Source organism: Acinetobacter sp. NS-4 (genome assembly GCF_037402435.1).
Lineage (GTDB): Bacteria > Pseudomonadota > Gammaproteobacteria > Pseudomonadales > Moraxellaceae > Acinetobacter.
Map to the genome: position 1 here is coordinate 21,737 of NZ_JBBEUE010000022.1, position 20,439 is coordinate 42,175.

Below are 20,439 nucleotides of genomic sequence, written 5' to 3' on the forward strand. Positions count from 1 at the left end.
CAGCCAAAGCCAGCAGATTGAATAAAAGATCAAATTAAAGAGATTGAAGGAAGAATCGATGCAATTTACGGAAGAACAACACCTGATTCAGGATATGGCCAAGAGCTTTGCCCAGGAACAGATTAAACCACATGCCGGCGAGTGGGATCAAAAAGGCATCTTTCCCAAAGATGCGTTGGCTCAAATGGGCGAGTTAGGTTTTCTGGGCATGCTGATTCCCGAGGAATGGGGCGGTTCCGGCACAGGCACATTGGCTTATGTGCTGGCACTGGAAGAAATCGCCGCAGCCGATGGTGCAACTTCTGCGATTATGAGCGTGCACAATTCGGTCGGTTGTGTACCGATTCTCAAGTTCGGAACCGAACAGCAAAAGCAGCAATTTTTAAAGCCGTTGGCCCAAGGTGAAATGATTGGTGCTTTTGCCCTGACCGAACCGCATACTGGCTCGGATGCTGCTGCAATTAAAACCCGTGCGGTCAAAGATGGCGATCACTACATCATCAATGGTGCCAAACAGTTTATTACTTCTGGAAATAATGCCGGAATGATTATTGTCTTTGCCGTCACCGATCCGACTGCGGGTAAAAAAGGCATGAGTGCTTTTCTGGTTCCGCGCGATACTCCCGGCTATGAAGTGATCCGGGTGGAAGAAAAACTGGGCCTGCATGCTTCGGATACCTGTCAGATTGCCTTAACCGATATGCGCATTCATGAAAGTTTAAGACTCGGTGCAGAAGGTGAAGGCCTGAAAATCGCCCTGGCCAATCTGGAAGGTGGACGGATTGGTATTGCCGCACAAGCGGTCGGTCTGGCGCGTGCCGCTTTAGAAGAAGCCAGCAAATATGCGCATGACCGCGTGGCCTTTGGCAAACCGATTTTTGAGCAGCAGGCGATTGCATTCAGGCTGGCCAGCATGGCCACCGAAATTGAAGCGGCACGTCAACTGGTCCATTTTGCCGCACGTAAAAAGGAAGCTGGTGAAAGCTGTTTGACTGAAGCCTCCATGGCCAAACTATTTGCTTCGGAAATGGCCGAACGTGTCTGTTCCAAAGCCTTACAGATTTTTGGTGGCTATGGTTATCTGAAAGATTTTCCGATTGAACGCATTTATCGCGATGCCCGGATTTGTCAGATTTATGAAGGCACCAGCGATATTCAGCGCTTGGTGATTGCACGTAGTTTATAACCAATTAAAAAGGATTTTTATCATGCAATGGCAAACCATTTTACTCGAACAACGTAACGGCGTCGGATTGATTACTTTAAATCGACCACAGGCATTAAATGCACTGAATAACCAGCTGATTGTCGAGGTCAATCAAGCCCTGGATCAGCTGGAAAAAGACCCGGCCATCGGCTGTATCGTGATTACCGGTTCGGAAAAAGCTTTCGCAGCAGGCGCCGATATTAAGGAAATGGCCGATTTAACTTTCCCGCAAATTTATCTGGACGATTTTTTCAGTCTGGCCGACCGGATTGCCCAGCGCCGTAAGCCTTTAATTGCCGCGGTCAGTGGCTATGCCTTGGGCGGTGGTTGCGAATTGGCGCTGATGTGCGACTTTATTTACTGTGCCGACAATGCAAAATTTGGTCTGCCTGAAGTCACCTTAGGTGTGTTGCCCGGCATTGGCGGCACCCAGCGTTTAACCCTGGCCATTGGCAAGGCCAAAGCTATGGAAATGTGTCTGACTGCACGACACATGGGAGCACAGGAAGCCGAGCAAAGCGGTCTGGTGGCACGGGTCTTTGCCAAGGAAGAACTGCTGCAACACACCCTGCAAGCGGCGGAAAAGATTGCCGAGAAATCTTTGCCGGCAGTGATGATGATTAAAGAGTCGATTAACCGGGCCTTTGAAGTGAGTCTGGCTGAAGGTCTGCGTTTTGAACGCCGGGTTTTCCATTCCATTTTTGCCGGTGCTGACCAGAAAGAAGGCATGCAGGCCTTTGTGGAAAAACGTCCAGCCCAATTTACCCATCAATAAAAATCATAATAGGAACAAAAAGAATGAGTGATGAAAATAATTTAGCGATTCGTGTCGCAGGAGGTCTGGGCATCATCAGCCTGGACCGCACCAGCCATTTAAATGCCTTAACCCTGCCGATGATTCAGGGTATTCAGGCACAACTCGATCAGTGGCGCCATGACCCGCAGGTGCAAGCTATCCTGATCAATTCCAACAGTCCGAAAGCGTTCTGTGCTGGAGGCGATATCCGTTATCTGTATGACAGCTATCAGGCCGGAAATACCCGATATCAGGATTTTTTCGCCACTGAATATGCCATGCTGAGCACATTGCGCAATTTCCCTAAACCTGTGATCGCGATGATGGATGGCTATGTACTGGGCGGAGGATTTGGATTGGCTCAGGCCTGTCATATCAAGGTCACCAGTGAAAAATCACGTTTTGCCATGCCAGAAACCGCGATTGGCTTTTTCCCTGATGTCGGTGCAACCCATTTCCTGTCTCGACTGGATGAAGTCGGCGTTTATATGGCACTGACCGGTGAGCAGATCAGCAGCAGTGATGCGCTGTATCTGGATCTGGTCGATTATCATGTGCCGAGTGAACATTTTGCTGATTTAGAAGCGGCATTGAGCGCGGCAGCTGTTTTGAACCCAGTGGAAATCCGAAAAATCATCAGTACATTTATCACCCATCCGCTAGAAAGCGAATTACAAAAACGTATCGACCCGATTAACCAGCATTTTTCCTATCCTCATCTGGACGAAATTGAACACAGTCTGGCCCATGCCAGCGATGCCCTCAATCAGGACTGGGCCAAGAAAATGCTGGCTCTCTTGCAGCAACGCCCGCTGATGGCAAAACAAGCCAGTCTGAAATTGCAGCAGACCGGTCAGAACCTGTCACTGGAAAAATGTATGCAACTGGAACGGGATTTGCAGGATATCTGGTTAGAGCAGGGCGATTTTATTGAGGGTGTACGGGCACTGATCATTGATAAAGACAAAAATCCGCAGTGGCAAACAGATGCTGCAAAATTCAAGCAAATTATGGACAGGCTATCCTAGTGCCAAACAGGACACTCAGCTTCACCGGCAAAGTGCTGCTTTTCAGCAGGTGGTTTGGCTCTTGGATGGGTGGTACGGCTTTTAATAGGTGCATGAATCTGGAGAGATTGACTATATGCTGAAAAATATTTCCCCTTACACTGCTTGATCGAAAGAGCAATGCGACGACTTGAAGAACAATTAAAACCCGGGAAAAACCAACAGTATTGCGCTATTCTGGATGAGGCACATGCCTGGGCAGGTGCATGCCGGCATGTGATGCAAAAATGAAGCATGCATTGCCGAATCCAGTACATCAAGCACAAAGTATAGGCAGCATTTCGGTCTAATGGGGGAGAGCAACATGCCGTGGATTAAACCGGTTGAATTGGTGGGTGAACAGGTCATTTTAAGACCGCTTGATTTAACCCAGGTCGAAGCACTTGTGGATGCGGTTCGCGATGGCGAACTCTGGAAGCTGTGGTATACGCGTATTCCTGCACCAGAGCAAGTGAGTGCTGAAATTCAACGACGGCTGGCATTACAACATTCGGGAAGTATGCTGCCTTTTTATATAGAAGATCGCAGCACAGGGCAGGCATTAGGCATGACCAGTTTTATGAATATTGAGCCGCTGCATCGACGTGTGGAAATTGGTTCTACCTGGTATCGGCAGTCCGTACAGCGCACACTGGTGAATACAGAGTCTAAGCAGTTACTGCTTGCGCATGCCTTTGAACAATTGAATTGTATTGCGGTGGAATTCAGAACATCTTCTTTTAATGTTCGCAGTCAGGCCGCAATTTTACGCCTGGGGGCAAAGCTGGATGGTATCTTAAGAAGTCATCAGGTGGTGGCTGGCGATATTTTAAGAGACACCTATGTGTACAGTATTCTAAAACATGAGTGGCCTGCCGTTCGCCAAAACTTAAACTGGCTGATCAGTAAACCCCGCGGGTAACAACTTCTCAAGTCCGCCATTTTTTAGCCAGCTGCCGCAACAGCAGCTGTCTGTTTAGCGTCGGGTTAAGCGCCTGTGTTATGATACATCCCTGCAGGAAGCTGGTGTAATACAGCGTTTAACCGGTTCTTATCACAAGCCAACCTCCATCGATTGGGCCTAGAAGCAATGACATGGTCTAAGCCTACTTCGGCATTCATTCGCCCTATTTCCACCTCAAGGGCGTTTAAAAATTCCAGCGAATAGCGTGAGACAACAGGATCCAGTAGCGGAATTTTGATGGACAAAAGCTAGAAACCCAAGCTTTCAGCACTTCAAGCCAATTTGATTCATCATGGTGCAGGGCAGCGAAGATTACGTTGCAATGCCTGCTTTTATGCCCAATACAGTGTGATAAAAATAAAAAATCGTAATACTAAACTGGCACATCATTTGCATTTACCTCTCTAGCATAAAGTGATCTAGGGTTCCGGCAGTTATTTGGGCAGTTATTTGCAAAAATACTGTGCCTGAGACCGAGAGTTCACGGCTTAGTTTTGATAAAAAACAGAGCTACACGGAGGGATAAAAGCCCGGGAGGTTGGAACAAAAACCTTAGAGAGGTCATGCACATGGGCGACTATCATAACAATCACACTTTATGGACTGAAATCTTGCCAGGCGGGCATCACTGGTCCGGCCGCATTCAAAAAGGCGCAATTCTGCAATTCAAGGCACTCGGTGCCAATGCCAACGTTTCCCTGTTCTGTGTCAATGCTGAGGATAAGCTGGAACGCTACAACATGCCCGACAGCCTAAAAGGGCAGCATACCGCATTTTTAAGCACCGGCCATGTGCTGTATTCAGATCTCGGCCGGGTCATGGCATCGATTGTCAAAGATGAGCATGGCTGGAATGATGCTTTATGCGCTCCAAGCACCAAAGTACAAATTGAAAAACAGTTTGGAACCAAAACCTTTCAAGATGCACGCAATGACATGTACCGCAATGGCCGTGACAGCTTGCTGTTAGAGATGACCAAATTTGGCTTATCGACTCAAGATTTAAGCGCTACGGTCAATCTGTTTTCTAAAGTTGTGCCAAATGATGCCGGTGAGCTGTCTTATGTGGCATCGGACCATACCGATCAGATCATTGAACTGCGTTTTGAAATGGACTGTCTGCTGTTCCTGTCTGCAGCACCCCATGCCTTAGATAACAGTGCTGAGTATCAACCTGCCGATATTCAATTGTCATTGTTCAAAGCCAATACTTTAGCCGAGACCGATATTTGCCGTGATTCATGCCCGCAAAATCAGCGTGCTTTCCAAAACAATAATCGTTACTACGCTCTAGGCGCTTAATTGGGGGAATCATCATGACTGCATTAGCTAATTTAGAAAATGGTTTAGAAAAATCAGTATTAAGTGAAGTCTGTCCTGCCGGTGAAGCGTGGATGGGTGAAGTCAAGAAAGGACAGTATTTCCGTATTGTTGACCTGGAGGGCAACCAGGCGGTGGATACCTTATTTATTTCAGCAAGAAATCCTGAAGAGCGTTACAGCGCAAGCGATACGCTTTCGATCAATAAACAGATTTATTTAGAAAAAGGCATCACGCTTTATAGCAATTTTGGCAATGCGATTGCAAAAATCCAGGATGATAACTGCGGCCGTCACGACACTTTAGGCGGTGCATGTTCATGTGAAAGTAACAGCGTGCGTTATGCGCATGATAAATACCCAATGCACAGCTGCCGTAATAATTTCATGATGGCGTTGTCTCAGCATCCGATTGCGAAAAAGCATGAGCTGAATGTGCGTCATATTGGTCCAAACATTAATTTCTTTATGAATGTGCCGGTGACAGCAGACGGTCATTTGAAATTTGATGATGGCATTTCAGCACCCGGTAAATATGTCGAGATTCAAGCAGAAATGGATCTGATTGTACTGATCTCAAATTGCCCGCAACTGAATAACCCCTGCAATGCCTATAACCCAACCAAAATTCAACTGATCATCCGTGAAGGTGAGGAGTAAGTCATGTTCAATAAAGTCCTCATTGCCAACCGTGGCGCGATTGCCTGCCGCGTGATCCGTACTTTAAAGAAATTGGGTATCCAGTCGGTTGCGGTGTATTCAGAAGCCGACCGTGATTCCTTGCATGTCACTTTGGCGGATGAAGCGGTGTATATCGGTGAAGCAGCGGCCAGTCAAAGCTATTTAAATGTTGAGAAAATTCTAGAAGTTGCCAAACAGACCGGTGCGCAGGCCATTCACCCGGGTTATGGTTTCCTGTCTGAAAATGCCGAATTCTGCGACCTGTGTGAATCTCAAGGCATTGCCTTTATTGGTCCAAACTCCACACAAATGCGTAAGTTTGGCCTGAAACACACCGCACGTGAACTGGCGATTCAAGCCAAGGTGCCATTACTGCCGGGCAGCCAGTTACTGGCGGATGAAGCTGAAGCGCTGAATGAGGCTGCGCGTATTGGCTATCCGGTGATGCTAAAAAGTACTGCAGGTGGCGGCGGCATCGGCATGCGTCTGGTCTGGAACGAAGCCGAGCTGAAAGATGCCTATGCAACGGTGTCTTACTTAGCCCAAGCCAACTTTAAAGATGCAGGTTTATACCTAGAGAAATTTGTACAAAACGCGCGTCATATCGAAGTGCAGATTTTTGGTGATGGCAACGGACAGGTACTTGCACTGGGTGAACGTGATTGTTCAGTACAGCGTCGTAACCAGAAAGTGATTGAAGAAACCCCGGCACCGCATATTACTGATCAACAGCGTGCCTATATCCAGAATGTCGCGATCCAGCTGATGCAGTCAGTGAATTACCGTTCGGCCGGTACGGTTGAATTCGTGATGGATACCGATACGCAGGAATTTTACTTCCTCGAAGTGAATACCCGTCTGCAAGTCGAGCACGGCGTGACGGAGCAGGTCTTTGACGTGGATCTGGTGGAATGGATGGTGACCCTGGCCAGCGGTGACTGGACCGCCCCAAGTGAGAAACTGGAAGCCAAAGGCCATTCGATTCAGGTGCGTCTGTATGCCGAAGACCCGATCAAGAACTTCCAGCCCAGTGCAGGACTTTTGACCCATGTTGAGTTTGATGCCCATGCCCGCAATGAAACCTGGGTAGAAACCGGTTCCACCGTATCCTCTTTTTACGATCCGATGATTGCCAAAATCATTGTGACTGCGGACGATCGTGAGTCTGCGATTCAGGCGGTGACCGAAACGCTGGCAAAAACGCAGGTTGCGGGGATTGAAACCAATCTGGAATATCTGCAAAACATCATCGACGGTGAGGTGTTTAAAGCCGGTACCCAAACCACACGTTTTTTAAATACCTTTGCATGGAAAACCCAAAAAATTGAAGTGCTACAAGCGGGCATCCAAACTGCGGTACAAGACGTCACAGGTCGTTTGGGCTATTGGGATGTTGGTGTACCGCCCTCAGGTGCGATTGATCCATTGTCACTCAATGTCGCCAACCAGTTACTTGGCAATGCGCCAAATACGGCCGGTCTGGAATGTACCCTGCAAGGCCCAACACTGAAATTCCATTGTGATAGCCAGATCGTACTGGCCGGTGGGGATATGCCATCGACCTTGGATGGTGTAGAGGTGCCGATGTGGCAAACGGTGAATGTAGGTAAAGGCCAGATTTTAAAATGTGGCAAAATCACTACAGGTTGCCGTACCTATATTGGCATCAAGGGCGGTTTGAATGTCCCGAAATATCTGGGTTCACAAGCGACCTTTACCTTGGGCCAGTTTGGTGGTCATGCCGGGCGTAACCTGTTAATTGGCGATATGCTGCCAATCACAGCATTTAGTTCAGATGAAGTGAAAGCACTTGCACCTGAACAAGTGCCAACATTCAGCCATGAATGGGAAATTGCGGTGATGTACGGTCCGCATGGCGCGCCGGATTTCTTTAGCAAAAATGACATTGATACCTTCTTTGCCAACAGCTTTGAGATTCACTTTAACTCCAGCCGTACCGGGATTCGTCTGATTGGTCCAAAACCGGAATGGGCACGTGAGGACGGTGGTGAAGCCGGTCTGCATCCCTCCAATATTCATGACAATGCTTATGCCATTGGTGCGATTGACTTTACTGGCGATATGCCGATTATTTTAGGCCCAGATGGACCAAGTCTGGGTGGCTTCGTCTGTCCAGCCGTAGTGATCAATTCAGAACTGTGGAAACTCGGTCAGCTGAAAGCCGGTGACAAAGTCAAGTTTGTCCCTGTCAGCTATACCCAAGCCAAAGTGCTCAATGAAAAATATCATGCGCAGTTAGAAGCGTCAGATACAAAAAATGTAGCATTTGATGAATCGTTCTACCCTGAAATCAGTACGCTGAAAAATGCCGTGCTGGATACCTTAAAAGGTCAGAATGGATTGCCGGATGTAGTGTATCGTCCTGCCGGCAATAACTATATGCTGGTGGAATATGGCGAGCTGGTGCTGGACCTGAACCTGCGTTTCCGTATCCATGCCTTGATGCAATGGGTACAGAAACAGAATATTGCTGGCATTATTGACCTGACACCGGGCATTCGTTCGCTGCAAATCCATTTTGATTCGATCCAGCTGGATCAGCTTGACCTGCTGCGCCTGTTGCAAGTCGCTGAAGCTGAACTGCCGGATGTGACAGCAATGCAAGTACCATCACGTACCGTGTATCTGCCGCTGGCCTGGGAAGATTCACAAACCCAACTGGCAACTGAGCGTTATATGCAAACCGTGCGTCCAGATGCGCCGTGGTGTCCAGACAATATCGAGTTCATTCGCCGTATTAATGGCTTAAAAGATAAACAAGCCGTGAAAGATGTGGTCTATAACGCAAGTTATCTGGTTATGGGCCTGGGCGATGTGTATTTAGGGGCACCTGTGGCAACGCCACTTGATCCGCGTCAGCGTCTGGTCACCACCAAATATAACCCGGCACGTACCTGGACACCTGAAAATGCCGTAGGTATTGGCGGTGCCTATATGTGTGTGTACGGTATGGAAGGTCCGGGGGGGTATCAGTTTGTCGGTCGTACTACGCAAATGTGGTCACGCTACCGTAAAAATGCCGACTTTGAACAAGGCAAACCTTGGTTACTGCGCTTCTTTGACCAGATCAAGTTCTATGAAGTCTCTGAAGTGGAACTCATGCAAATGCGTGAGGACTTTAAAGCGGGACGTTTAAAATTGCGTATTGAAGAAGGTGTACTCAACCTCAAAGAGTACAACGATTTCTTAACGGAAAATCAGGAATCAATTTCTGCCTTTAAGTCTGTGCAACAAGCCAACTTTGATGCAGAACGTCGTCGCTGGCATGCAGCAGGTCTTGCAGAATATGTGTCTGAAAGCCTAGATGCTGTCGATGATGGTGAAGGCGTTGAAATTCCTGATGGTGGCTGTGCAGTAGAGTCGCATATGCCGGGTTCGATCTGGAAAATTGAATGTCAGTCAGGTGATATTGTGGAAGAAGGTTCAACTTTGGCTGTAATTGAAGCGATGAAAATTGAGATTCCAATTCTTGCCCCTGAGCGTATGCGTGTGGATGCCATTACCATTGAGAAAGGGCAAACGGTGAAAACGGGGCAGGTATTGTTTACCTTGGCGCCAGTGGCTTAATTAAGTGGAAATAAAAAAGACCGTCCGTTAGGGCGGTTCTTTATTATACTAATGAAAAATATATGAATTATTCAAATCCAGACTATGAATGAAACCAATAGTGCTCTATCAAATATTACTGATGCAGGATTATTCGAAAGATTAGCATCTGATGTGCTTAGATTTGCTGAACCTGAGATTTATAAGAGTATTTCTCATCAGGGTATGAATCCGCAAGGTAAAACAATTAAAGCACCATTGGATAATGTAGGTTGGTGTTATGTCAACGGCGAAGCAAAGGTTGTTGCAGTAGCACATACAACAACATCACGTAATGATTTAGAAACCAAATGGTTGAGAGATTTAGACACAGTTACACCGAGAAAAAAAGGTAGTAAACCCACAGGAAGTGATGGTGACTTAGTAAAAGCAATTAAAGAGTTAGTTAAAATTAGGCAAGGAAATCCTGATTTAAAAGCAAGGTTAGCCTTGATGTGTAATAGTGATGAGCCTCAAGAAATACGTATAAAAGCACATCAGCTTGCTTCACAACATGATATTGAATTAGAAATATGGTCAAACTCTAGAATTTCTTCATTTTTAGATATTGATCCGAATGGTCAAACAATCCGTCATAAATATTTTGGTGTTTTGCCTACTGTTCTATCTCATGAAGAACTCTTAAGAATAGGCACTTTAAGTACTGTACATCTTAATTTTAAACAAGACTTATTCGTTGAACGTGATGACATAAAATTTCAAAATTTGAATTTAGTAATTGGAACCTCTGGTTCAGGTAAAACTACTATTTGTACGAACTTTATTCTAAAAAAGTTAGATAAAGGGCATCCGATTTTAGTATTGAGGGAAGAAAACATACAAAATTCTTTAAACTTAGATGAAGCTATTGAAAAAGAGCTACAGAGATATTCAGGTCGCTTAATTAAAGGATGTGGTAGAAAGGCTTTAGATTTATGTTCTGTGGAAAACCCTTTAATCATTTTAATTGAGGATATTAACAATATAAATAATACCGAACAACTAATTGAAAAAATTAGCTCATGGGCAAGCAATGAAAAAAGAATAAATATCTTGTGTCCTGTTTGGTATCAAAAACTAAGCATACTTTCACTCAAGCTCAAAGAAGAATTATCTAAAAACGGATTTTCATATATTTATTTAGATAATTACACAGATGAGCAAGCATTAGAGGCATTACAAAAAAGATGTAAATCAGAAAACCTAAATATTGATGAGTTGACATTAAAAAGTATTGCAAGGAACGTTGGTAATGATCCCTTGCTTTTGGCTTTAGTTGATTTTAAGGAAACTAAAAAAAATGATAAAATTATTGAAAAATTTATTTCAACAACACTAGAAAATATTGCATATGCAAAAGAAAAATTTTGTAATGATCTTGAAATAACTCTTTCAAAAAGTATTTCATATTTGGTTTTAAATAAGATTGATAAAATCAATATAAGTCAATTATCTGGATTTTTAGATCGTGAGGAAAGGTCAGATCTACGGAATATACTCGATGATGGACAAATTATAAGACTTGATGAACAAAATATTATTATCTTTCGTCATGACAAGATTAAATTTCTGCTCATGGCTCAAGCTATACAGGATTTTTTAGAAAAAGATGAATATTTAGAATTTTTGACTGATCCCTATTTCTCAGAAGCATTGGGACTATCCTGTTATTTATCCTTATTAAACATTGAAAGACTTGAATTACTTAATCAGCATAATTTTTTAATAGGAATATATGCTTACTATTATGCTATCAAAGACAATTCTGAATATATTGATACTTGCATAAAAGTTATTTCAAATTGGTTGAATAATCAAGAAAATCATAAGCTATCGAAGAGTACATTACGTTATAAATCACTTACGGTTCTAAATGAATTGGTACACACCTCAATTCTAGAATTGCTTAAACTTTATCCTAAAAAAGATCGCCATGATTTGTATTATGAATGTGGCTTTAAAAATGGAAATTTAAGTGATGGTATTCATTGGATAAGATTGTTCCCTTTTGAAATAAACTATCCGCAGATTCATTTAGTTATAAATTTCATAGTAAAAAAATATAAAAATGGCTTAAAAAATAAGTTATTTGAAATTCTTAAAGATCAAAATACTAAAGTTTCAACTCTTCATTCGCTATTTATAATCATAGGATACATTGAAGATGTAGAGTATTTAGATTCGGTAACGATTGCTATAGACAACATTAAAGATGAAGAAAAAGATTACCTTCTTGTATTTTGGGTGCTATCAAGAATCTGTGATGAAAAATCAGTATATTTACTAGATTCAGTTTTAAACTATTGGAATAACTTATCAGAAGAGCAAGATCAGTATCAGAGATCACCTAAAAATTCATTCACAATGTACTCTTTGGACTTTAAATTTAAAAATTATTTACCAACAGAGTCTACTATCCATTATTTACTAAATTGGGCTCAGACGAGTGGTTTAAAAAATTATATTTTGTATTTATTGAGATTAGTTGATCATCCTGATGTATTAGAAGCCCAAGTTAAAAAATTAGCAGATTGGGATAGAAGAGGATTTCATACATGGGGACAGATAGCTGACGATGTGAGTCGTGCTTTTAAAGAAGGTCAATTATTATCTAAGCCTTCAAAGGATAGACTTAAAGAAATATTTATAAATAATCAAAATGATTCTTGTGCTCGTAAACATGCTTTAGCTATATGGATTAGCAGTCCTAGTGAGGGGGATCTACCTATACTTCAAACCATTTTAAGTGAAGATGAAATATATGATAGAGTTTTAATGGCAAAAGCAAAATATAGGGATTTGAGCATAGTCGATCAGTTAATAGATAAAATTAAAAATGATGATTCCACATATTGGTGGCAAGCAACTCGCTATATGTGGCATGACAAATTTGAACAAATCTTTGAAGATCATATGTTGACCATCAATGATGATAATTATTGGATGCTATTTGAAATATTCGAAAAATTCTCTATAGAGAAAGCAGAAACTTTATTAAAAAAACATTGGGATAAGCTCAATCAATATAATATTTTTATTCAGCTAGCACTTTTAGTTGGTACTGATAAATTATGTTCGTTAGTGAATAACTCAATCCAAGAGAGAAATTTACAAGAAGTTTTTAAATACTTTAATCATCATTGGGGCTTTAAAACTGAAGGTCGTAAAGGAATCTATCGTGATCAACAAATTTTAGCAATAAAGCCATATATTCAATATTTTGATGATCTAGCTAAAATGAATTTGTACCAAATTTGTCTTAAAAATGGGTGGAAAAATTTTGCACAAGAAATTATAGAACCTCTAATTGCTGATGATAGCCAATATTCCTTAAAAATAAGTACTAAAAGGCTTAGTGAAGAACTTCAAGAAGGCAGAATTATTTGGTCAGATAGATGGCTTCATGATTGTGTTGATCAAGGATGGAGTATTGTTGAAGCATTTGAAGTCTTAATATCTTGGCTTGATACCAATTATTGTGATTTAGCGGTAGATATTGTTGTATCTAATCTTGAGTACACAGGTTTGAGACAACATTTTTTAAGATTGAATGACTTATGTGAAATAAAAGGTGTAAATCAACATATACAAGAAATATTAGAGAGAACCTATTGGGCAATTTATTTAAGAACGATTGAATGAGTTTAAAGACCAATTAATAGGTCTTTTAAAAGATCTCTAAATTAGTTATAATTTGTCTATTGTTTACATATCCAGGACATCCACCAATATGAACAATATTATCCATTCACGCTTTGTCGCAAGCGTTTCAGACCTGAAAAAGAACCCCATGGAAGTGGTTAATAACGGATTTGGTGAAGCAGTCGCAATTCTGAACCGAAACAATCCAGCATTCTATTGTGTTCCTGCGGACATGTATGAACGTCTGATGGATTTAATTGAAGACAAAGAACTGCTCAAACTTGCAGAAGAAGCTGAAACTGAAGAAACCATAAAGGTAAGCTTAGATGACCTACGAGCTAGAGTTCACAAAAATCGCGCTTAAAAAGTTTGATAAGCTGAATCCGCAAATAGCAGAACAGTTTATTCGTAAGCTCGAAACTATTTTGGAAAATCCCAAGATTCCCAAAAACAAGCTCAGTGGCTCAGTAGACCTATACAAAGTAAAACTCAGATCCGCAGGCTATCGCTTGGTCTATCAAGTGATCGACTCAAAAGTTGTTGTGCTTGTTCTGGATGTAGATCGGCGAGATACCATTTATAAAAATATGTAAACAAACCGCCTCTTGGCGGTTTTTATTTTAAATATGCTTATGATCTAAGAGCCAAATCCCCCAAGCCACCACAGCCGGAATCAAAATCCACAAACTCATTGGTAAAACACTATAACTGCCACCCAAGACTACACAGCACAATTTTATATTTTAAATGACATCGTTTTGGTGCAAATCTGATCAATCTTGGCGCATAAACATTTGATCAATATTTTGAAGCACTTTTTACTTTAATAAATAACTGTTTTTAGATAATTTTATTTATAAGAACTAAGCTGGCATGCTTTCTGCTTTTATTTATATGACAGATAAACAGAGGAGAGCCATTCACTTGATCACTCAACCACACTCATCGGTCAACCCATCATGTATAAAAAAAATAACTGTACATGAAGAATAAAAGCAATCGAACCGGTGAAATCATCAATAACCCCCTGATTTAAAACAGGCCCCAGCTCAGCGTACTGGGGCTTTTTTTTAGCCGTTTTTATTTCACCCCATCGCTAAAATTGGCACGCTTTCTGCATTTTAGCAAGTAATACGAAATTCCAGTTTTGTAATACCTGTAGGAGTTGCACATGAATCATCCAAACTCGAATAAAAAGCTGCATCCATGGCTGAAATTTTTAGTTGAGCTTTTAAGCGTACGTGCCGGACTACATTTACAGCAATCCGCACAGCAGAAGGAATACCACCGTGGCTAAACAGAAATTGGCACGGATTAGTATCACCCTGCCGGAAAGCACGCTTCAGGCACTCGATCAAAAGATTGTCGAGCAACATTATGAAAGCCGTTCTCAGGCTATTCTCGACATGATTAACCGGTATTTGATTGATGATCTGGTGGCACACGATGAAGTGATGGTCGGCACACTGACTTTGGTCTATGACGTCAGCCTCAAGCCGCTACGTTCCCAGCTGGTGGACCTGCAACAGCAATATCTGGAACAGGTGATCAGCTCTCTGCATATTCAGCTAGATGATGAAAAAGTGCTGCAGGTGATGCTGATGCAGGGCGTGAGCAGTGACCTGAAAGAAATTAGTGAACAATTTATTGCATTGAAAGGGATGCTCAAAGGGCATCTGGAACTGATGGATGCCGTGATGCCTCCCATTCCTCAAAATACCAATAAAGGAGTATTGTCATGAACACTTTATGGACCATTCAGGACTGGCAGAATGCTTACCAACAGCAGCAGATCCAGTTACAGGACCTGATCTCCTATGTTGCATCGTTTAACAACGACGATCATGCCTGGATTTCCATTGCCTTAAGCGAACAACTACAAGCCCAAATTGATACTTTAAAGGGTAAATCCGCAGCAGACCTGCCACTGTACGGTATTCCATTTGCGGTGAAAGACAATATTGATGTTGCCGGTTTTTATAGCACGGCAGCCTGTAAAGAAGCTGCGTATCTGGCCAGCAGGGATGCGGCTGTTGTTGCAAAATTAAAAGCGGCTGGTGCGATTGTGGTGGGTAAAACCAATCTGGACCAGTTCGCGACGGGTCTGGTCGGCGTACGTTCTCCATACGGTGCAGTCAAAAACAGCTTTCATCCGGACTACATCAGTGGCGGTTCAAGTTCGGGTTCATCTGTGGCAGTTGCCAATGGTCAGGTGCCCTTCAGTTTAGGCACCGATACCGCAGGTTCAGGCCGTGTGCCGGCAGGACATAACAATATTGTGGGGCTTAAACCGACCAAGGGATGGTTCTCAACTTCGGGGCTGATTCCGGCTTGCCGTACCATTGATGTGATTTCAATTTTTGCCTTGACGGTGGATGATGCCTGGCAAGTGGCTCAGCTAATGCAAGGCTATGATACATCTGATGAATATTCACGCCAGCATCCAGCCAATGTACCCACCCAGTTCTCCAAAGGCAAAATTGCCATTCCGGCACAGCTGGAATTTTATGCAGATGTGGAATCGGAAAAAGCCTTTAAACTGGCGATCGCTCGTGCCAAACAGCTGGGCTATACGGTCGAAGCGATTGATTTCAGCATCTTCAATCAGCTGGCTTCGGCTTTATATAACAAAGCCTGGGTCGCAGAGCGTTGCAGCGCCGTAGAGAAAATGGTCTCGTGTGAGGTGACCCATCCGGTGATTCACCAGATCATCAGTCAGGCGGACAACTTCAACGCTGTCGATATGATGCAGGCGGAATATGAACGTGCCCAGCTGGCGAGCCAAATCAATCTGGTATTGGCGGACTTTGATGCCTTGATGGTGCCTACCGCACCGACCATTTACAAGATTACCGATGTGGAAGCAGATCCACTGGTCAAGAACAGCCACATGGGTGCCTATACTAATTTTGTCAATTTTGCCGATCTGTCAGCCTTGGCACTGCCAAATAGCATTCGTGCCGATGGCCTGCCAAGCGGTGTGACCTTTATTGCTCCCGCCTGGATGGATCAGGCCTTGGCCAACTTTGCTCAACGCTGGCAGCAAGCGACCGCTTTAACGTTGGGGACTTCGCAAAAAACTTATATACCAAGCACCCAGATTCAATCTCAGCATTCGGTCAAACTCGCAGTCGTAGGTGCACACCTGACGGGTATGCCGTTGAACTTTCAGCTGACTACACGTGGCGGAACCTTGCTGCAAACCACCCAGACCGCAGCCAGCTATAAACTATATGCCTTGAAAAATACCACACCGCCTAAACCTGGCCTGCAGTACAGCAGTACAGGTCAGAAGATTGCAGTCGAAGTCTGGGATATTCCATTTGCCAACTTTGGTCAGATTGTTGCAGAAGTGCCGGCACCGCTCGGTATTGGCAATGTTCAGCTGGCGGATGGTAGTTGGGTCAAAGGCTTTATCTGTGAAGGCTATGCGCTGGAAGATGCCACTGACATCAGCCATTTCGGCGGCTGGCGTGACTTTATTCAATCAAAACAACCTTCAAACACGCATTTTAAATGTAATTGCATAGGGGAAATCGCACCATGATGAAAAAATTAAGTTTAGCCGCATCAGTCTGTGGCGCCATTTTATTGAGTGGCTGTGACAATACGGCTAAAGTGCCAGAACCATCCAGTAAAACAACTGGAACGGTAAATACTAAACCAATCACCATTGGCTACAGCGACTGGCCGGGCTGGGTGGCTTGGCAAGTCGCTATTGAAAAAGGTTTCTTTAAAGAAGCTGGTGTGAATGTAGACTTTAAATGGTTTGACTATTCAGCGTCGATTAATGCCTTTTCTGCGAACCAGCTGGATGCAATTTCCGTGACCAATGGTGACAATCTGGTGATTGCATCCGGCGGTACTAAAGGTGCAATGATCATGGTGACAGATTATTCTGCGGGTAATGACGTCATCATCGCTAAAAATGGCATCAATAGTGTTGATGAACTGAAAGGCAAAAAAATTGCGGTAGAAAAAGGTCTGGTCGATCACTTGCTGCTGTCTACAGCCCTGGAAGATGCCAAGATTAAATCTTCTGAGGTCAATCTGATTAACTCGATGACCAATGAATTGCCACAGGTGTTTAATAGCCCTGATGTATCGGCGATTGCAGTTTGGCAACCAGTAGCAAATCAGGCACTCAAAGCAGTTTCAGGTTCTAAAATTATCTATAGCTCGAAAGATAAACCGGGTCTGATCTACGATACGCTGACTGTGAATATGACCCATTTGTCTGCAAATAAAGAAGAATGGAAAAAGATCATTCAGGTTTGGGACAAGACTGTTAAATTCATCAATGACCCAGCGACCCATGAAGAAGCTGTAAAAATCATGGCAAATAAAGTGGGCGTTGATCCTAAACAATATGAACAGTTTATTGGTGGTACACATCTGCTAGATCTGTCAGCCAATAAAAAGGTATTTAGCAAAGGTACAGGTTTCGATTCAATTTATGGATCAACTTACTATGTGAATAAATTCAACGTAAGCAATGGTGTTTATACTACTGAACAAGATGCAGATGGCCTGATTGTGCCAACACTGGTGGAATCATTACAATAATACCAAAAACGTGAAAAGCCCAGATCCAAATCTGGGCTTTTTTCTAGTTTATTTTTAAAGTTTGCAATGACTGAGAAACGACAAGTAAAAAATTAAACAGTAGTTGAACTTGAAAAGATATTAATAATAAAAATACCCACCAAAATAAATGCCAAACCGATCATCGCAGCGGCATCCAGATGTTGTTTAAAGACAATCCAGCCTATCGTAGAAATAAATACAATCCCAGCACCAGACCAGAGAGCATAGGTAATCCCCATCGGAATACTTTTCATGGTTAATGCCAGGAAATAAATAGCAATCAAATAACCAATACAGGTCACAACACTGGGTTGCCAAACGGTAAAGCCTTTTGATGCATTCAGTGCAGAGGTCGCAATAACCTCTGAAATGACTGCAATCAATAAATACACATAAGCCATTATGGTCTTGGTCTACCTCTTATTTGGAGTTACTAATTTTAGTTAAGCGTGGAATAGTCGGCAGATCCGCCAGTGCAGGATCCAGTTCATCTTCCTGGGCATGCACCAGGTGATTGACATGCTCACGCAGCTGTTTAAATTCCGGCGTCAGCATCAGATCGGGATGACGCGGACGTGGCAGATTCACTTCAATAATTTCCTTGATCTCACCTGGATTGGCTTTCAAGGTCACAATCCGGTCGGCCAGCAAAATCGCTTCATCCATATCGTGGGTCACGAAAATAATGGTGATATCGATGTTCTGCCACAGGTCCAGCAGGTGACGCTGCATTTTCTGGCGCGTATGCGGATCCAGCGCACCAAAAGGTTCATCCATCAGCAAGACTTTGGGTTCATTGACCAGCGCACGGGCAATCGCGACACGCTGTTTCATCCCGCCAGAAAGCTGATGCGGATACTGGTCCTGATATTTTTCCAGACCAATGATATTGATCCATTCCCGTGCCTGCGCTTCGGCTGAGGCATTACTTTGGCCTTTCATTTTCGGGCCAAACATGACATTTTCTTTGACGGTTTTCCATGGGAACAGGGTATAGCCCTGAAACACCATGCCACGTTCCGGACTCGGACCGGTAATCGGCTGGCCATCGACCAGAATCTCACCACTACTATAAGGGTCTAGCCCCGCCACCACACGGCTAAAGGTCGATTTACCACAACCGGAAGGACCAATCACACAGATAAACTCACGCTTATGAATTTTGAGATCTAAGGCATTTAAAACCGTACGTTCAGTTTTGCCATGACTGAATTTTTGCGTCAGCTGTTTCGCTTCCAGAATCACCGGACGGCTATAAATCTTGTCAAAGTATTCGCGGGTATTAAATTCAGGGTTTTGCATCAGTTTGCTCCCGGTTTCCATTTAAATAGGCGTTGTCCCAGTTTCATTAACATCACATCGCAAAGCAGACCAATCACCCCAATGATCAGGATCGCTGCAAAGACATTGTCAAAATTCTGGTAACGGGCTTGCTGGGTAATGAACCAGGTAATCCCGGAGGTACTGCCGATCAGTTCCGCCACGATCAGGTAAGTCCATGCCCAGCCAAGCAGGACACGCAGATTGCGGTAAATTTCAGGAAGGGCCGCTGGAATGACCACATGAAACAGGCTTTTCATTTTATTGGTGCCTAAGGTAAAACCGGCTTCAATCAGGCTACGGTCTACCAGACGTGTGGTATTGGCAATAATCAGGATTTGCTGGAACAGGGTGCCAATGACAATGATGGCAATTTTCGGTGCATCATTGATCCCTAAAATAGCCACTGCAAGTGCACCAAAGGCCGGGGCAGGCAGATAGCGGAAAAATTCAACAAAAGGCTCGGTCAGCTGGGAAATTTTGTGAGAGAAGCCACATAAAATACCGAGTGGAATCCCGATCAGCGAAGAAATAAAGAAAGCACTAAAGACCAGCTTGATACTGTGCCACAGGCTTTCATGGAACCAGGGTGCATTGGCCTGTGCCGGTTCAGTGGTGAATGCCGTGACCAGGGCAATCGCCACTTCATGCGGGGCGGGCAGATAGATCGGATTCACCAGAATCCCTTGAGGTGGAGCCAGACCTTGATCTAGCGCAGACTGGGCGGCAGAGAAAAAGACGTCTTTATCAATGCGACTACCGACCTGTAAATAGTTCACGCTGCCTGAATCGGCAATCTGGACTTGTGGATGCCAGATAAAAGGTAAATAGCTGACTGCACACCAAATCAAGACCGGTATTAAAAAAGACCCCAAGCCAAACAGCAGTTTATTTCTTTGACTGAGTTCACGTGCAACGTAACCCATAGTGTTGCCCCTCAATATTACAATTTTTATAAAACGTAATACTGATTAAGCAAAATGGGTGCCAAAATGATTGTTTTCATTCACTGGACTGCTGGAAATAGCCTAAGCTGAAAGAAACTGATGTTTAAATTACGCATAATGCCACCTTTTACATAGGACAAAGGCTTTGGAAGCGGGGACGTTGTGCAGGCCATCATCTGGTGTGTTTAGCCCCTGGTTAAAAGAACGTGGAAACTAAAATCAGGTGGTTCGGATAGAGGGGTAAGGAGCTAGCCTCAACCATGATCTGGCTTAATGGCTGGCAAGCGCCAGAGAGGAAGTATTGAAAGCTTTTAAACCTGCAGTT

17 protein-coding genes and 1 riboswitch are annotated in these 20,439 nt (G+C 43.6%); of the genes, 14 read left to right on the plus strand and 3 right to left on the minus strand.

Annotated elements, in window-relative coordinates; translation table 11 throughout:
- The first annotated feature begins 58 nt into the window (after positions 1-58).
- The 14 genes from WAE57_RS14205 to WAE57_RS14270 all read left to right on the plus strand — a co-directional run bounded on the left by WAE57_RS14205 (position 59) and on the right by WAE57_RS14270 (position 17,826).
- Positions 59-1,186 carry an acyl-CoA dehydrogenase family protein gene (locus WAE57_RS14205; RefSeq protein WP_086176820.1) on the plus strand — a complete coding sequence of 376 codons (1,128 nt, stop codon included), beginning with the start codon at positions 59-61 and terminating at the stop codon, positions 1,184-1,186.
- A gap of 22 nt (positions 1,187-1,208) precedes the next feature.
- Positions 1,209-1,982, plus strand: a complete 774-nt coding sequence (locus WAE57_RS14210) for an enoyl-CoA hydratase (protein ID WP_171534476.1) — start codon at positions 1,209-1,211, stop codon at positions 1,980-1,982.
- Between the two features lie 23 nt (positions 1,983-2,005).
- Positions 2,006-3,031 (plus strand): enoyl-CoA hydratase/isomerase family protein, encoded by a 1,026-nt coding sequence (locus WAE57_RS14215; protein ID WP_337711083.1) that lies wholly within the window; start codon positions 2,006-2,008, stop codon positions 3,029-3,031.
- 343 nt (positions 3,032-3,374) lie between these two features.
- Positions 3,375-3,971: a GNAT family protein gene (locus WAE57_RS14220; RefSeq protein ID WP_337711084.1), complete on the plus strand. Its 597-nt coding sequence runs from the start codon at positions 3,375-3,377 to the stop codon at positions 3,969-3,971.
- Between the two features lie 450 nt (positions 3,972-4,421).
- Positions 4,422-4,552: riboswitch (guanidine-I (ykkC/yxkD leader) on the plus strand.
- Between the two features lie 24 nt (positions 4,553-4,576).
- Positions 4,577-5,314: an urea amidolyase associated protein UAAP1 gene (locus WAE57_RS14225; RefSeq protein WP_337711085.1), complete on the plus strand. Its 738-nt coding sequence runs from the start codon at positions 4,577-4,579 to the stop codon at positions 5,312-5,314.
- Between the two features lie 14 nt (positions 5,315-5,328).
- Complete coding sequence (locus WAE57_RS14230) at positions 5,329-5,991, plus strand: urea amidolyase associated protein UAAP2 (RefSeq protein WP_337711086.1); 663 nt, start codon at positions 5,329-5,331, stop codon at positions 5,989-5,991.
- 3 nt (positions 5,992-5,994) lie between these two features.
- Positions 5,995-9,600: an urea carboxylase gene (uca, locus tag WAE57_RS14235; protein WP_337711088.1), complete on the plus strand. Its 3,606-nt coding sequence runs from the start codon at positions 5,995-5,997 to the stop codon at positions 9,598-9,600.
- Positions 9,601-9,684: 84 nt separating this feature from the next.
- Positions 9,685-13,260, plus strand: a complete 3,576-nt coding sequence (locus WAE57_RS14240) for an ATP-binding protein (RefSeq protein ID WP_337711089.1) — start codon at positions 9,685-9,687, stop codon at positions 13,258-13,260.
- Positions 13,261-13,348: 88 nt separating this feature from the next.
- Positions 13,349-13,624 carry an antitoxin gene (locus WAE57_RS14245; protein WP_337711090.1) on the plus strand — a complete coding sequence of 92 codons (276 nt, stop codon included), beginning with the start codon at positions 13,349-13,351 and terminating at the stop codon, positions 13,622-13,624.
- Entirely contained in the window at positions 13,587-13,853 is a 267-nt protein-coding gene (locus WAE57_RS14250) for a type II toxin-antitoxin system RelE/ParE family toxin (RefSeq protein WP_337711091.1), read from the plus strand. The genes WAE57_RS14245 and WAE57_RS14250 overlap by 38 nt, the downstream gene beginning before the upstream one ends.
- 578 nt (positions 13,854-14,431) lie before the next feature.
- Entirely contained in the window at positions 14,432-14,557 is a 126-nt protein-coding gene (locus WAE57_RS14255; RefSeq protein WP_337711092.1) for a hypothetical protein, read from the plus strand.
- Positions 14,550-15,002 (plus strand): ribbon-helix-helix protein, CopG family, encoded by a 453-nt coding sequence (locus WAE57_RS14260; protein WP_086194862.1) that lies wholly within the window; start codon positions 14,550-14,552, stop codon positions 15,000-15,002. Before WAE57_RS14255 ends, WAE57_RS14260 begins: the two co-directional genes overlap by 8 nt.
- Complete coding sequence (atzF, locus tag WAE57_RS14265) at positions 14,999-16,807, plus strand: allophanate hydrolase (protein WP_337711093.1); 1,809 nt, start codon at positions 14,999-15,001, stop codon at positions 16,805-16,807. Before WAE57_RS14260 ends, atzF begins: the two co-directional genes overlap by 4 nt.
- The gene (locus tag WAE57_RS14270) at positions 16,804-17,826 is read left to right on the plus strand and encodes an ABC transporter substrate-binding protein (protein ID WP_337711094.1); all 1,023 of its coding nucleotides are present in this window, start codon (positions 16,804-16,806) and stop codon (positions 17,824-17,826) included. The genes atzF and WAE57_RS14270 overlap by 4 nt, the downstream gene beginning before the upstream one ends.
- Positions 17,827-17,918: 92 nt before the next feature.
- Here the strand turns inward: WAE57_RS14270 and WAE57_RS14275 are convergent, their stop codons facing one another.
- The 3 genes from WAE57_RS14275 to WAE57_RS14285 are packed head-to-tail and all read right to left on the minus strand — an operon-like array spanning position 17,919 to position 20,093.
- Positions 17,919-18,248 carry a multidrug efflux SMR transporter gene (locus WAE57_RS14275; protein ID WP_237788153.1) on the minus strand — a complete coding sequence of 110 codons (330 nt, stop codon included), beginning with the start codon at positions 18,246-18,248 and terminating at the stop codon, positions 17,919-17,921.
- 19 nt (positions 18,249-18,267) lie between these two features.
- Positions 18,268-19,149 (minus strand): ABC transporter ATP-binding protein, encoded by an 882-nt coding sequence (locus WAE57_RS14280; protein ID WP_337711095.1) that lies wholly within the window; start codon positions 19,147-19,149, stop codon positions 18,268-18,270.
- A complete protein-coding gene (locus WAE57_RS14285; protein ID WP_337711096.1) occupies positions 19,149-20,093 on the minus strand; it encodes an ABC transporter permease in 945 nt (314 codons plus the stop codon). Before WAE57_RS14285 ends, WAE57_RS14280 begins: the two co-directional genes overlap by 1 nt.
- Between the last annotated feature and the right edge of the window lie 346 nt (positions 20,094-20,439).

What these genes read in the sequence shown, in the direction of transcription:
- WAE57_RS14230 (WP_337711086.1), top strand. Translation starts at nt 5,329, where the DNA reads ATGACTGCATTAGCTAATTTAGAAAATGGTTTAGAAAAATCAGTATTA.
- WAE57_RS14225 (WP_337711085.1), top strand. Translation starts at nt 4,577, where the DNA reads ATGCACATGGGCGACTATCATAACAATCACACTTTATGGACTGAAATC.
- uca (WP_337711088.1), top strand. Translation starts at nt 5,995, where the DNA reads ATGTTCAATAAAGTCCTCATTGCCAACCGTGGCGCGATTGCCTGCCGC.
- WAE57_RS14220 (WP_337711084.1), top strand. Translation starts at nt 3,375, where the DNA reads ATGCCGTGGATTAAACCGGTTGAATTGGTGGGTGAACAGGTCATTTTA.
- WAE57_RS14270 (WP_337711094.1), top strand. Translation starts at nt 16,804, where the DNA reads ATGATGAAAAAATTAAGTTTAGCCGCATCAGTCTGTGGCGCCATTTTA.
- WAE57_RS14205 (WP_086176820.1), top strand. Translation starts at nt 59, where the DNA reads ATGCAATTTACGGAAGAACAACACCTGATTCAGGATATGGCCAAGAGC.
- atzF (WP_337711093.1), top strand. Translation starts at nt 14,999, where the DNA reads ATGAACACTTTATGGACCATTCAGGACTGGCAGAATGCTTACCAACAG.
- WAE57_RS14215 (WP_337711083.1), top strand. Translation starts at nt 2,006, where the DNA reads ATGAGTGATGAAAATAATTTAGCGATTCGTGTCGCAGGAGGTCTGGGC.
- WAE57_RS14250 (WP_337711091.1), top strand. Translation starts at nt 13,587, where the DNA reads ATGACCTACGAGCTAGAGTTCACAAAAATCGCGCTTAAAAAGTTTGAT.
- WAE57_RS14275 (WP_237788153.1), bottom strand. Translation starts at nt 18,248, where the DNA reads ATGGCTTATGTGTATTTATTGATTGCAGTCATTTCAGAGGTTATTGCG.
- WAE57_RS14255 (WP_337711092.1), top strand. Translation starts at nt 14,432, where the DNA reads ATGAATCATCCAAACTCGAATAAAAAGCTGCATCCATGGCTGAAATTT.
- WAE57_RS14245 (WP_337711090.1), top strand. Translation starts at nt 13,349, where the DNA reads ATGAACAATATTATCCATTCACGCTTTGTCGCAAGCGTTTCAGACCTG.
- WAE57_RS14285 (WP_337711096.1), bottom strand. Translation starts at nt 20,093, where the DNA reads ATGGGTTACGTTGCACGTGAACTCAGTCAAAGAAATAAACTGCTGTTT.
- WAE57_RS14240 (WP_337711089.1), top strand. Translation starts at nt 9,685, where the DNA reads ATGAATGAAACCAATAGTGCTCTATCAAATATTACTGATGCAGGATTA.
- WAE57_RS14210 (WP_171534476.1), top strand. Translation starts at nt 1,209, where the DNA reads ATGCAATGGCAAACCATTTTACTCGAACAACGTAACGGCGTCGGATTG.
- WAE57_RS14280 (WP_337711095.1), bottom strand. Translation starts at nt 19,149, where the DNA reads ATGCAAAACCCTGAATTTAATACCCGCGAATACTTTGACAAGATTTAT.